The sequence below is a fragment of the Sedimentimonas flavescens genome (assembly GCF_019264375.1).
GTDB lineage: Bacteria > Pseudomonadota > Alphaproteobacteria > Rhodobacterales > Rhodobacteraceae > Rhodobacter > Rhodobacter flavescens.
Genome location: NZ_JAHVAI010000005.1, coordinates 1 through 12,609, shown reverse-complemented (window position 1 = coordinate 12,609; position 12,609 = coordinate 1). Strand labels below are relative to the sequence as shown.

The 12,609-nt window shown below is 64.3% G+C and carries 15 protein-coding genes; 3 read left to right on the top strand and 12 right to left on the bottom strand.

From position 1 onward, the window contains the following. Nucleotides 1-3: 3 nt before the first annotated feature. The 4 genes from KTQ37_RS06095 to KTQ37_RS06080 all read right to left on the bottom strand — a co-directional run bounded on the left by KTQ37_RS06095 (nucleotide 4) and on the right by KTQ37_RS06080 (nucleotide 2,456). On the bottom strand, nucleotides 4-1,164 hold the full coding sequence (locus tag KTQ37_RS06095; protein WP_218629610.1) for a serine hydrolase domain-containing protein: 1,161 nt from the start codon (nucleotides 1,162-1,164) through the stop codon (nucleotides 4-6). 81 nt (nucleotides 1,165-1,245) lie between these two features. Then, nucleotides 1,246-1,737 carry a MarR family winged helix-turn-helix transcriptional regulator gene (locus tag KTQ37_RS06090; RefSeq protein WP_218629609.1) on the bottom strand — a complete coding sequence of 164 codons (492 nt, stop codon included), beginning with the start codon at nucleotides 1,735-1,737 and terminating at the stop codon, nucleotides 1,246-1,248. Between the two features lie 60 nt (nucleotides 1,738-1,797). Continuing rightward, nucleotides 1,798-2,079, bottom strand: coding sequence for an FAD assembly factor SdhE (locus tag KTQ37_RS06085; protein ID WP_218629608.1), 282 nt, complete (start codon nucleotides 2,077-2,079; stop codon nucleotides 1,798-1,800). Continuing rightward, nucleotides 2,076-2,456, bottom strand: a complete 381-nt coding sequence (locus tag KTQ37_RS06080) for a helix-turn-helix domain-containing protein (protein ID WP_218629607.1) — start codon at nucleotides 2,454-2,456, stop codon at nucleotides 2,076-2,078. The genes KTQ37_RS06085 and KTQ37_RS06080 overlap by 4 nt, the downstream gene beginning before the upstream one ends. An 80-nt stretch (nucleotides 2,457-2,536) precedes the next feature. Here KTQ37_RS06080 and KTQ37_RS06075 point away from each other — a divergent pair, with 80 nt between their 5' ends. Beyond that, nucleotides 2,537-3,739 (top strand): pyridoxal phosphate-dependent aminotransferase, encoded by a 1,203-nt coding sequence (locus KTQ37_RS06075; protein ID WP_218629606.1) that lies wholly within the window; start codon nucleotides 2,537-2,539, stop codon nucleotides 3,737-3,739. Between the two features lie 52 nt (nucleotides 3,740-3,791). Here KTQ37_RS06075 and KTQ37_RS06070 read toward each other — a convergent pair whose 3' ends face one another. From KTQ37_RS06070 to KTQ37_RS06040, 7 genes are all read right to left on the bottom strand, one after another. After that, nucleotides 3,792-4,841, bottom strand: coding sequence for a threonine aldolase family protein (locus KTQ37_RS06070; RefSeq protein WP_218629605.1), 1,050 nt, complete (start codon nucleotides 4,839-4,841; stop codon nucleotides 3,792-3,794). After that, nucleotides 4,838-5,287, bottom strand: coding sequence for a YcgN family cysteine cluster protein (locus KTQ37_RS06065; RefSeq protein WP_218629604.1), 450 nt, complete (start codon nucleotides 5,285-5,287; stop codon nucleotides 4,838-4,840). The genes KTQ37_RS06070 and KTQ37_RS06065 overlap by 4 nt, the downstream gene beginning before the upstream one ends. 46 nt (nucleotides 5,288-5,333) lie before the next feature. Next, complete coding sequence (locus KTQ37_RS06060; protein ID WP_218629603.1) at nucleotides 5,334-6,257, bottom strand: bifunctional riboflavin kinase/FAD synthetase; 924 nt, start codon at nucleotides 6,255-6,257, stop codon at nucleotides 5,334-5,336. A 29-nt stretch (nucleotides 6,258-6,286) separates the two neighbouring features. Next, nucleotides 6,287-6,733 (bottom strand): MaoC family dehydratase, encoded by a 447-nt coding sequence (locus tag KTQ37_RS06055; protein ID WP_218629602.1) that lies wholly within the window; start codon nucleotides 6,731-6,733, stop codon nucleotides 6,287-6,289. Nucleotides 6,734-6,856: 123 nt separating this feature from the next. Further along, nucleotides 6,857-7,735, bottom strand: a complete 879-nt coding sequence (locus KTQ37_RS06050; protein WP_218629601.1) for a TIGR01459 family HAD-type hydrolase — start codon at nucleotides 7,733-7,735, stop codon at nucleotides 6,857-6,859. 171 nt (nucleotides 7,736-7,906) lie between these two features. After that, nucleotides 7,907-8,827: a manganese-dependent inorganic pyrophosphatase gene (locus KTQ37_RS06045; RefSeq protein WP_218629600.1), complete on the bottom strand. Its 921-nt coding sequence runs from the start codon at nucleotides 8,825-8,827 to the stop codon at nucleotides 7,907-7,909. 78 nt (nucleotides 8,828-8,905) lie between these two features. Continuing rightward, entirely contained in the window at nucleotides 8,906-9,895 is a 990-nt protein-coding gene (locus KTQ37_RS06040; RefSeq protein WP_218629599.1) for a TraB/GumN family protein, read from the bottom strand. Nucleotides 9,896-10,037: 142 nt separating this feature from the next. On the opposite strand from KTQ37_RS06040, the gene KTQ37_RS06035 reads away from it, so the two are divergent. Both KTQ37_RS06035 and KTQ37_RS06030 read left to right on the top strand, forming a co-directional pair. Further along, nucleotides 10,038-11,474 (top strand): tetratricopeptide repeat protein, encoded by a 1,437-nt coding sequence (locus tag KTQ37_RS06035; protein WP_218629598.1) that lies wholly within the window; start codon nucleotides 10,038-10,040, stop codon nucleotides 11,472-11,474. Nucleotides 11,475-11,663: 189 nt separating this feature from the next. Then, entirely contained in the window at nucleotides 11,664-12,272 is a 609-nt protein-coding gene (locus tag KTQ37_RS06030; protein ID WP_218629597.1) for a transglutaminase-like cysteine peptidase, read from the top strand. A gap of 91 nt (nucleotides 12,273-12,363) precedes the next feature. Here KTQ37_RS06030 and KTQ37_RS06025 read toward each other — a convergent pair. Next, a partial coding sequence (locus tag KTQ37_RS06025) for a hypothetical protein (RefSeq protein ID WP_218629596.1) occupies nucleotides 12,364-12,609 on the bottom strand: 246 nt, incomplete at its 5' end.

Sequence of the window (12,609 nt, the reverse complement as noted above, 5' to 3'; positions counted from 1 at the left end):
CGCTCAGTTCGCCCCGGCGATGCGGCGGAACATGGCGAGGTTTTCGGCATCGACGCCGGGTTCCTCGAAGTTGCGATCCGCCATATTGACGGCGATGACGACGCGCGCCGCCGGATTGACGTAGATATGCTGGCCGTAGATCCCGCGCGCCATGTAGTCGTTGCCATGCGCGGCACTATCCACCGGCACCCACCACTGATAGCCGTAGCCCGCCCCGCCCGGCGCCTGATGCGTGGTCGAGGTGCGCACCCAGTCTGCCGGCACGATCCGCCGAGCGTTCCAGAACCCCTCTTGCAGGAACATCTGCCCGATCCGCGCATAGTCGCGCGTGCGCAGGTTCAGTCCGCCCAACACGAAGGCCGTTCCCTCGCCATCGGTCAGCATCTCGGGCGCGGCCTCAAGTCCCATCGGTCGGACGATGCGTTCAGCCATCAAATCGGCCGGGTCGCGCCCGGTCGCCCCCGCGATCACCATTCCCAGCACATGCGTATCGATCGAGACGTAATGCATCCGCGCGCCGGGCGCCGCGGCCCGCACCGCCAGCGAGGCCGCGAACTCGTTCATCGAGCCGCCAAGCGCAAGAACGCGCCCCATCCGGTTGATATCGCTGTTGAAGTCCAGATAATCCTCGTTGAAAGCCACGCCCGAAGACATGGTCAGCACATCGCGGATCGTTGCTCCATCGTAGGCCGAGCCCTTCAGTGAGGGCGCGTAATCCACCACCTGCCGATCCAGATCGGGGATCGTGCCATCGGCCTGCAAGGTGCCAAACAGCGCCGAGAGCACCGATTTCGCCATCGACCAGCTGATCCGCAGATCCTCGGGCGCGGTGCCGCGATGGTAGCTTTCATGCACCATGCGCCCGTCGCGCAAAACGACCAGCGCGGTGACCCATCGCCGCTCAATCCAGTCACCTGCGTCGGGCGGCAGAGCCTCGGGCGCGCCAGGGGCTAGCGCCGACACGGGCCCGTCGCCGCGATCCAGCACGCGGTAATGGAACAGCCGATCCATATGCGAGAAGTTCTGGACGATGCGCTCCGCCTCGAACAGGCTGTTCACCGCCATCAGCCGCGCGATCTCTTCGCGCTTCCACACGGCGAGCGCTGCGGCCAGAGCCGCGACGACCACAAAAACCCGCAGCCCGGTCCGCAGAAATCGCCGCATCCGTCCCTCCCCCATGCGCTATGCCGCAAGGCAACCACGCCAAGGCCGCGTCGGGCAAGCGAAACGCAGGGTAACGCGGGCCTAGTAGATGTAGCGGATCTGCTCGGACCAGTAGCGCTCCATCCGGCGCAAGGTGCGGTTCATATCGGCCATGGCATCGGCGGTGATGACGGACTGATCTTCCATCCCGGTCGCGTGACGCTCAAACAGCTCCCCCACCGCCGCGCGCATCTCACGCCCCTTCGCGGTCAGCCGCACCCGGACCGAGCGGCGGTCGATCTCGCTGCGCTGATGGTGCATGTAGCCCGCATCGACCAGCTTCTTGAGGTTATAGGAGACGTTCGAGCCCTGATAGTAACCGCGCGTCTTCAACTCGCCCGCCGTCACCTCGTTATCGCCGATATTGAACAGCAAGAGCGCCTGAACCGGATTGATTTCCAGCAGGTTCAATCGCTCGAATTCGTCCTTGATCACATCGAGCAGCAGGCGGTGCAGCCGCTCGACCAGCGCAAGGCTGTCCAGGTAGCCCGCCATCAGGCCCGGCGCGACGGGCAAAGGGGTCTGAAATGTCATGCGTTTCTCCGCCAGTCTCGGAAGCTGGACCGAGACTGGACGAAAAACGCAAATGATCGGTTAAGCGTTCCCGGCCGGGGTGTGACGCATCTTGGCGAACCCCGCGATCTCGGTCAGCAGATCGAGATATTGCGGCGGGCAAGGCTGCGCACCCGACACCCAAGGATAGAGATCCTGATCGTTCTCTTCGAGCAGCGCGTCATAAAGATCTAGCGCGTCAGCGTCCATCATGGACAGCTTCTCATCCGCCCAGGGGCCGAGGATCAGGTCCATCTCCTTGGTGCCGCGGCGCCAGCTCCGCATCCGCATCCGCTTGAGACGCGCCTCTGCCGTTTCGCTCATTCCAGCTCTCCCGCTACCAGTTTCCGCTCAAGCCGCCCCAGACGCGCATCGAGTTCCTCGATGACATCGCGGATTGCCCGGATTTCGCGCACAAGCGCGCGATCCTGACCTGCCTGTGCCACTGCCTCGGGCGGGCCGTCAAGCCCATCTCCCTTACCGGTCAGCAACCACATGAGCGAGACATTCAGCATCCCCGCCAGCATCTGCAGCCGGTTGGCGCGCGGATCGGCGGCGTCATCCTCCCAGCTTTGCAGGGTTTCCTGTCGCACCCCGAGCCTCTCGGCCAGTTGCTCGACACTCATGCCGGCGGCTTCGCGCGCGCCGGTCAGCCGATCCCCAAAGGTCGCATGTTCGGCCCCATACCAATCGTCGCTCATCTCGCCTCCTGTTTCACTTGAACGGCTTCGGGCGCGAGCGTAAGACATGCACCCGGCAGATACAAACCGGAGTTCCCCTCATGGCTTTCCTTTCCGACACGCTGGCGCGCGTCAAACCCTCGCCCACCATCGCGGTGACCAACAAGGCGCGCGAGCTCAAGGAGGCCGGGCGTGACGTGATCGGCCTTGGCGCGGGCGAGCCCGATTTCGACACGCCCGACAACATCAAGGCCGCCGCGATTGCCGCGATCAACTCGGGCAAGACCAAATACACCGCCGTGGACGGCACTCCCGAGTTGAAGAAAGCGATCTGCGACAAGTTCGAGCGCGAGAACGGCCTGAAATACTCTCCCTCGCAGATCACCGTGGGCTCGGGCGGCAAGCAGGTGCTTTACAACGCGCTGGTGGCCACGCTGAACCCCGGCGACGAGGTCATCATCCCCGCGCCCTACTGGGTCAGCTATCCCGACATGGTACTGCTGGCGGGCGGCACGCCGGTCTTCGTGACCGGTCCGATGGAGACTGGCTACAAGATCACGGCCGAACAGCTTGAAGCCGCGATCACCCCGAAAACCAAGTGGTTCATCTTCAACTCGCCCTCGAACCCCTCGGGCGCGGGCTACAGCCATGATGAGTTGAAGGCGCTGACCGACGTGCTGTTGCGCCATCCGCAGGTCTGGATCATGTCCGACGACATGTATGAGCACCTCGTCTTCGGCGATTTCAGATTTGTCACCCCGGCGCGGGTCGAGCCCGGCCTTTACGACCGCACGCTGACCTGCAACGGCGTCTCCAAAGCCTATGCGATGACCGGCTGGCGCATCGGCTATGCCGGCGGCCCCGAGGCGCTGATCAAGGCAATCGGCAAGGTGCAGTCGCAATCGACCTCGAACCCCTGCTCGGTCAGCCAGTACGCCGCGGTCGAGGCGCTGAACGGCCCTCAGGACTACATCCGCGACAGCCGCGTGGCCTTCGAGCGTCGCCGCAATCTGGTGGTCAAGGCGCTGAACGAATGCCCCGGCATCAACTGCCCGACGCCGGAGGGCGCGTTCTACGTCTATCCCTCGATCGCGGGTTGCATCGGCAAGACATCGGCGGGCGGTGCGGTAATCGCCGATGACGAGGCCTTCGCCTCGGCGCTGCTGGAAGAGACCGGCGTGGCAGTCGTCTTCGGCTCGGCCTTCGGCCTTTCGCCCAACTTCCGTGTCAGCTACGCGACCTCGGACGCGCAACTGACCGAGGCATGTGCGCGCATCAAGACCTTCTGCGAAGGCCTGAAGTAAGTTCAGAGACAACTACAGAAAAGGCGCGCAACCCGTTGGTTGCGCGCCTTTTTCATGAAATCAGCGACAGGAAGGCGTCGATCTCGGCCTCGGTCGTGGCCCAGGAACAGACAAGTCGCGCGGCCAACGGTTCCTCGCCCGGACCGTCGAGCGGCTGATCGAAGGGCCAGAGGTAATAGGCCGCTCCGCCCGCCTGCGCGCGCACATGGGCCGCACGCGGGAAGGCCGCAAAGACGGCGTTCGCCTCAGTCGGATGCACAAGCTTTGCCCCCGGCGCGGCGCGCACCCCTTCGGAAAGCTTCGCCGCCATCGCATTGGCGCGGCGGGCAAGGTGCAACCACAGGTCGCCCTCAAGATAGGCCTGCATCTGCGCAGCAAGGAAGCGGTGCTTCGAGAACAGATGCCCGCCGCGCTTGCGGCGCAGTTCGAACTCCTGCGCGCGGGCGGGATCGAAGATCACGACCGCCTCGACTCCCAGGCAGCCATTCTTGGTGCCGCCGAAGCTAAGCACATCGACGCCCGCGCGCCAGGTCATCTCGGCGGGCGTGCAACCGGCGGAGACCAGCGCATTGGCGAAACGCGCGCCATCCATATGGACCGGCAGGTGGAAATCGCGCGCGATACCACAGAGCGCCTTGACCTCTGCAGGCGAATAGACCGCCCCAGCCTCGGTTGCGTTGGTGATCGAGACCATTCCGCGCTGCACGTTATGGACCCCGCCCTGCCCGGTATGCGCAATGGTGCGGCGCAGCGCCTGCGGCTCCATCTTGGCATGGGCGCCATCAACCAGGATCAGCTTCGAGCCTCCGGTGTAGAACTCGGGCGCACCGCATTCGTCCTCTTCGATATGGGCGTTGCGGTGGCAAAAAACCGCACCCCAAGGATCGGTCAGGATCGCGCAGGACAGCGCATTGGCGGCAGTGCCGGTCGCGACCAGATAGACGCGCGCCTCGGGCGCCTCGAAAATTTCGCGAATCCGCGCCTCGACCGCGCGGGTCAGCGGATCGTTTCCGTAAGAGGGCTGATGCCCTTCATTCGCACGAGCCAGCGCCGCCATGATTTGCGGAGCCGCGCCGGAAGTGTTGTCAGAGGCGAAGTTCATCCCAGGTCCTCAATCACATATTGGTCCCACTCATCCTCGGGCACCGCGGATTCCGAGACGACCCAACCCTTCACGCTGATGCCCGCCTCGTGGATCGTCTCGCGCGACCCAGAGATGAGGTAGTGCCACGGCTCCAGCGGCTTGCCTTCGTAGCGCAGGCGATAGGCGCAGGTGCGTGGCATCCAATAGGCGATCTTCTTGATCGACTTGGGCGTCAGCTGCACGCATTCGGGCACGAAATCGCGGCGATTCTCGTAGGACATGCAGCGGCAGCTGTCGCCATCAAGCAGGCGGCACGAGACGCGGGTGAACTCCAGCTCACCCGTATCCTCGTATTCAAGCTTGTTGAGGCAACATTTGCCGCAGCCATCGCAAAGCGCCTCCCATTCGTCGGGCGTCAGCTTGGCCAGAGGCAGGGTCCAGAATTCGGGGCGCAGGTCGGTCATCGGCGCAAATTGGCGCAACCGCGCGCCAATGGGAAGGGGCGCCGTATCACGCCCGCGCGAGAATATCGCGGGCGCGGGTGCAGTCCTCGGCCATCTGCGCCATCAGCGCATCAAGCCCGTCGAATTTCATCTCGGGGCGCAGGTATTCGACCAGCGCGACAGAGAGGTGCTTGCCGTAAAGATCGCCTTCAAAATCGAAAATGAAGGTCTCGAGGTTCGGCGTGTTGTCTCCGAACATCGGGCGTACGCCAAGGCTGGCCGCGCCGTGATAGCTGCCCGCCTGCGGGCCGCTGAGCACATCGACCTTGACCGCATAAACGCCAAGGCGCGGCAGGTGCAGGCCATGCACGCTCATGTTCGCGGTGGGATAGCCAAGCGCGCGACCGCGCTTTTCGCCGTGGATCACCTCGCCCTCGATCCGGTGCAGGTGGCCCAGCATGGCGGCGGCGTCACCCGGGCGCCCCTCGGCCAGCGCCTTGCGGATCGCGGTCGAGGACACCTCGAGCCCGTCGATATGCAACAGTGGTGCGATGGTCACATCGAACCCGTGTTCGCGGCCCAGATCGTCCAGCATCCGCGCATCGCCCTTGCGGCCCTTGCCGAAGCGGAAATCGCCGCCAACCGCGACATGGGCCACACCCAGACCCGAGACCAGCACGTCGCGCACGAAGACATCGGCCTCCATCCCCGACAGCTCACCCAGGAATGGCAGTTCGAACAGCCGCTCGACGCCAAGTTTTTGCAGGCGGTGCCCGCGCGCCTCGGCATTCATCAGCCGGAAGGGCGGCGCGTCGGGGGCGAAGAATTCACGCGGATGGGGTTCGAAGGTCACGACGCCAAGCGGGCCCTTGCCGCGCGCGAGGTCGATCACCGACTGATGCCCCAGATGGACGCCATCGAAATTGCCCATGGCGACAGAGGCGCCACGGGCCGTTTCCGGCAAACCCGTCCAGTGGGTGTATTTCTGCATCGTCCCCGCCTCTCCGGCGAGGTCGCCGGTCAGTCGTTGCCGCGCGAGGGTGCCAGAACCAGCGCCTCGCCCTTGATGACCACCGTATCGCCCACCAGACACCGGGTTTCAAGGGTCACCCGACGCCGAGCGTGATCAATCGAGACCACCTTGACCTCGGCGCAGACCTCTTCGCCCGGACGCACCGGCGCGGTGAACTTGAGCGACTGGCCCAGATAGATCGTGCCATGGCCCGGAAGCTGCTCGCCGATCACCGCCGAGATCAGGCCCGCGCTGAGCATCCCATGCGCGATCCGGCCCTTGAACATGGTCGCGTCGGCATATTCGTCATTCAGGTGAACCGGGTTGTGGTCGGTCGAGACCTCGGCGAACATCTCGATGTCGCGGTCGGTGATGACCTTGCACACCGTGCGGGTCATCCCGATTTCCAGATCCTCAAGATAGATCGTGCCGCGGGTGATGGTTTCGGTGCTCATCGGTCCTGCCCTCAGAAGAAATGTTGCACTGCGGCATAGCACGGGCTCAGCACGAAACACAAGCGCTCACGCAACTTATTTGCCCATTCGGCGCGTCATTCGAAAGAATGTTGCCGGACGACCTCAGCGCAGGGTGCTGATAGTGTATGTCGGGTCCTGCTGGCGCGCCGCAAGCCAGGCGGTCAGCAGTTCAGGCGACGGGTTGCGGCGATCGGGGCCGAACTGATCGACCGCAAGGCCGCCCGTCACGAACAGCGCGTCGATCCCCTCGCCTGCCGCCCCCATGACATCGGTATTGATCCCGTCGCCGATCGCCAGGATGCCAGCGTCTTCGGGCAGACCAACGGCGGCCAGCTTGCGCCGCGCAAGGTCATAGATCGGCGGATGCGGCTTGCCGAAGTAAAGCGCCGTGCCACCCATCTCTTCATAGAGCGCGGCAAGCGCGCCGGCGCAGTAGATCCGCTGTTCGCCCAGATCGACGACAATATCGGGGTTGGCGCAGAGCATCGGCAGGCCGCGCATCTTGGCCAACAGGAATTTCGGGCGGTAGTCCTCGGGCACCTCGTTCAGTTCATCGAAGGGGCCCGTGCAGACGATGCCTTCGGCCTCTTCGAAGGGCACGCGCTCGATGCTGCTCTGTCCCTGCCATTCCGGCGGAACCTCGGTGAAAAAGCCGTCGTCCTTCTCGGGGCCGAGCTGCCAGACCTTGCTGCCCACGGCACCGGCGAACATCGCGTCCTGCGCCGCATCGCCCGAACTCACGACCAGATCGTAGGCATCCTTGGGCACACCCATGCGATCAAGCGTCGCGATAACGTATTTCGCCGGGCGCGGCGCGTTGGTCAGCAGCACGACCTTGCCGCCCTTGGCGCGAAACGCCTGAAGCGCCGCGACGGCCTCAGGGAAAGGCGCCACGCCATTGTGCAGACACCCCCACAGATCACAAAACAACGCATCATAGGATGCCGAGATTTCGGCAAGCGATTGGACGATCCGGGTCATCTGGGCCTCAAGTTCTTGAATTGGCGGTGGTTCCAAGCGGAACTCCGCGCCATGTTTCCTACCCGCGTTATATGACACGCGGGCAACGAAAGGCAAAGCCCGCGCCCTGCCCCTTCGCGCAATGAAAAAGGCGGGGAAATTCCCCGCCTTTTCAATCCGGTTTCAGCGATCTTAGACCTTGAGCGCGGGGATGATCTGCTTCTTGCGCGACATGACGCCGGGCAGAACGACGCTGTCACCCGAGACCGTGCAGCCGAACGAAGCCTCGGCGATCTTCTTGACCAGATCGTTCGGGACCAGCAACGTCGCCTCTTCCTTCAGGATATCGATGACGAAGAGCAGCACCTGATCGGCGCCGTCTTCCTCGGCCACATCGACCATCGAGGCCATCAGGCTGTCCTTGCGATCGAGGATCAGCTTGGGCGCGGTGGTTTCCAGAACCGAGACGCGCAGTTCGGTGCCATCGACGTTGTATTCCTTGGAATCCATGCGCAGCAGCGCGGCATCCGAGAAGGCCGAGACGTCCGACTTGGCTTCGAACATCGCGGTAGCCAGTTCGTTCATGCTGACGCCCAGATCGGCGGCCAGCGCCTCGCAGACGGCCTTGTCATGCGCCGTGGTGGTCGGCGAGCGGAACTCGAGCGTGTCCGACAGGATGCACGACAGCATCGCGCCCTTGATCCCGCGGGGCGCCTTGGCCAGATCGTCGCCGATCAGGTCATGCATGATGGTCGCGGTGCAGGCGAGCGGGCGGATCGTGATGTCGATCGGACCCTTGGTCTCCAGGCCGCCAACCAGCTTGTGGTGGTCGATGATCGCGGTGATGTCGGCCTTGTTGATGCCCTCGGGCAGTTCGGCGGGGTTGTTGGTGTCAACGATGACGACTTTCTCGCCCTCGGCCACGCTTTCGATGATCGCGGGCTTCGGCAGATCCCAGTGCTTGAGCACGAAGGCCGCCTCGGTGTTGGGTTCCCCCAAAAGCACCGGCTCGGCGGCGATGCCTTTGACTTCGTTCAGATACCAGGCCCAGATGATGGGCGAGCCGGTCGAGTCGGTGTCGGGGGCCTTGTGGCCGAAAACCTTGGTGGTCATGGAATCCCTCGGGTATGAACGGTTTCGCGCGCCTTATATGCGGTGCAGCAATGCTTGTCATCAAGTTGGCGCTAACGCCTAGTCGAGACGCTCGACGGTGAAGCCGCGCTCCTCAAGCAGATGCAAGACGCCATGTTCGCCTGACAGGTGCATCGCGCCGACCGCAGCGATCACGGGGCCTTTTGCAAGGGCCTCCTCGATCACCGGCACCCAGTTCTGGTTGCGCTGCGTGATCAGCAGGCGCTCGGACATTTCAAGCTGGCGGGCGATGGTTTCCGCGCTCATGCCGCCTTGCAACGACAACTCGCGCGAGAACTCCCAGATCAGGCGCGGCTCGCGGGCGAAATAAAGCTCTCCCATGGTCACGGCGGTCGCGTCGGCCTGCTCGGCGCCGATGACGGCGCTTCGCAGCAGATCGACCGTCTCGCTGTCGGGGATCTGGTCGAAGATGCGGAAGATCGTGTCGAACGGCTCGAGCGCCTGCACCGGGACATTGCGCGCCTCGGCCTCGGCGATCAGTTGTTTGTCGAGGCCAAGCTTACCCGCAGCAATCTCGGCGGTCGCGCAAGGCGGCATCGCCAGCGTCGTCGCAAGGAAGGCGGGCCGCATCTTGGCCAGCAGGACCGAAGGCACCCCGCGGCTGGAGCCAAGCGCCATCACCTCTTGCCACAGCTCCTCGGGCAGCACCTCGGGCAGGGTCGGGCCGTCCGAGAACATCAGCATCGGGTTGCGCACCATCTCGGCCTGCAGGGCTTCCTCCTCGACGGGCCCGGCCTCAACCAGAACCGCCGCGGCGGTATCGAGCGCTGGCCGCACCTCGGCCAGCAGCGGCTCGTGGCGCGGATCGGGAAGGTGATAGGTTCCCAGCAGGGTCACCGTCTCGTCGCCCCGCGTCGCGCGGAACAAAAGCCCCTGGGCGTGGGGCGCAGCATGGGCAGCCTCGCGCATCGCATTCTGGCGTGCCTCGGGCATGGCGGCGAAAAGGTCTTGCCCGGTGCAGGCCGCCTGCACCGCCGCCCCGGCGCAAAAGGTTGAAACCACGAACGCAAAAAGGCCAAGGGAGCGCATGAACCATCCTTCAATCAAATCATTGGCGTGAGGGTGCCACGCGCCATCTTCAAGTCCAAGACGTAATGTCACAGGGTCATTGCCTCAAGCCCGCGCGGGGCGCACAATAGGGATAGCGCGAACTGATCACCGGGAGGATCGGATGAGACGCCGTGGCAACAGCCCTTTGCGGACACTATTCATAGCCGCAGTTCTGGGGGTCGCCGCCGGGATAGCGCAGGCGGAAGACCTCGATCTGGAAGCTCTTCGCACAGAGGCCACGGCTGGCAATGCCGAGGCTGGCCGAACCTTGGGCGAGGCGCTTCTATACGGCATTTCAGGTGCCAAGCAGGATATTCCCGCGGGCATCGCCTTGTTGCGTCAGGCCGCGGAGGCGGGCGATGTCTCCGCACAGGCCACGCTCGGCAAGGTTCTGCTTGATGGCTATTACATCCCTCCGGAGCCTGAGCGCGCCTTTGCCCTGCTGGAAGCAGCCTCCGAAGCGGGCAGCACCCATGCCCAGATTACCCTGGCCGAGGCGCTCCTGTGGGGGTTCCGCCACGAGGCCGACCCCGCGCGCGCCAAGTCGCTTTTGACGACTGCACACGAAGCGGGTGATCCGGACGCGCGGCGCATCCTTGGGGAACAGCTCATTGCCGGTTGGGCGCTGGAGCGCGACGTCGATCAGGGTCTTGCGCTGCTGGAAGAGGCCATCGCCGAGGGCGACGACAAGGCGCAGGTCACCCTCGCCTCGTTCTATCTCTATGGTATCGGCGTGCCCCGCGACCGGGCGCGTGCCCTGATGCTGTCGGAAAGTGCCGCCGAAACCGGCAATGGCGCGGGGCTGAAGGACTATGGCACGATGCTGATGTGGAGCCTGCGCGACCGCGCGGGCTCGGAGACCATCCTCAAACGCGCGGGCGAACTCGGTGAGGGTGCGGCTTGGAGCGCTCTGGCGGAAGGCGCGATGTATGGCTACCTCGCGGGCCGCTCGCGCGCCAAGTTTGACGATTTCGCCGAGAAGGCCGTCGAGGCGGGCGAAACCCGGATCGCTGTCTTGCAAGCCGAACGTCAGATGTGGGGCATCAGCATGCGCGCAAGCGGGCCGGCCACGTTAGCCGGTCTGGAAGCGGCGGCGGACGAGGGCAACAAGGACGCGTTGCATTTCCTGATCCCGCTCGTGCGCGACGGCAACCACCTGAACATCCGCAAGGAGCCCGAACGCGCGCGGGGTTATCTTGAACGCTATGCGGCCCTTCTCAGCGCCGATGAGATCGCGCAATACACCCTGAGCATCGACGCCGCGAAGGTACGCATCGTCTCGGCCTACCCTGCCCTGCGCGATCGTTTCCTCGCCCGTCCGGAACTGAAATCGAACTGGTTCGGCGAGCAGCTCTACAAAGCCAACCCGAACTTCGCGATCTACCTGCTGCAAGGCGCGATGACGGCGGACGGAAGCTATTCAGGCAAGATCGACGGGATGGCAACCCGCCGCACGATCAACGCCCTCTGGCGCGCCTGCGAGGCGACGCGCCACTTCACCGATTGCGCCAATGACGTGATGCAGCCGAAGGTCATCGGCGAACTGCTCGCGCGCTGACCCCGCCGCCTTGGGGCGCAGAACGCGCCCCTTGGCACAGGATGACCCGACTCTTACCCAGATCATGCCGCCGTTTTGCCCATTTTGGCCCGCAGCCTGACTGACAGGCCGCTCTGCCCGTGCCGTGCCGGTGCGACCCTTCCGGGTTTACCGCTACGCGCCTGTCAGAGCATAATCAGTAGGCGCAAAATGACCGACACCAGTTTCCGCGCGAACCTTAGACGAGCCCTGTCGGGCGCGATCCTTGCTGGCCTGGGTTTCGGGCTGCTGCTGACACCGCAAAGCGCCGACGCCATCATGAGCACCGCCTTCCTCCAATCGAGGGGCGCGGCCCCTGCCCCGTCCGGTGCCCGCGCACTGTGCCAGCAATACGATTGGGCCTGCGCCACGAGCCAGGCCCCCGTGCAGCGCGTCGCCGATGAGTTTCGGCTGATCAAGGCGGTGAACAGCCAGGTCAACCGCGCAGTCCGCTCGATCGATGATAAGCGGCAATATGGCGTGGCCGAGAACTGGGCGCTGCCCACCAAGCGCGGCGGGGATTGCGAAGATTTCGCGCTGCTGAAGAAATACGAGCTGATCCGTCGCGGCATCGATCCGCAGCGGTTGCTGATCGCCACGGCCCTCGACCGCAAGCGCAACCCTCACGCTGTGCTGATCTATCGCTCGGATCAGGGCGACTACGTGCTCGACAACCTCACGAGCCAGGTCAAGACGTGGAAAAGCACGCGCTACTTCTTCCTGCGCATGCAAGACCCGGCCAAACCCTCGCGCTGGATGAACGTCTTCCGCGGAGCCTAAGCCAAAGAAAAAGCGCGCCGATCCGGCGCGCTTCTTTGTTCTTTCGGCTTGCAAGCGGATTGGCACGAAGGCGCTTGACACTCTGCAGTTTTTAGCCGTCCTGATCCCGACGCTTCCGGGGATTATCTTTCCTACCGGGCGTACAACCGTCGCCGCCGTTGCCGTGGCCGTTGTCGCATTTGCCCTTCGGGGGATCAGTCGGATCGGTCGGATCAGTCGGATCGGTCGGATCAGTCGGATCGGTCGGATCAGTCGGATCGGTCGGATCGGTCGGATCGGTCGGATCGGTCGGATCGGTCGGATCGGTCGGATCGGTCGGATCGGTCGGATCGGTCGG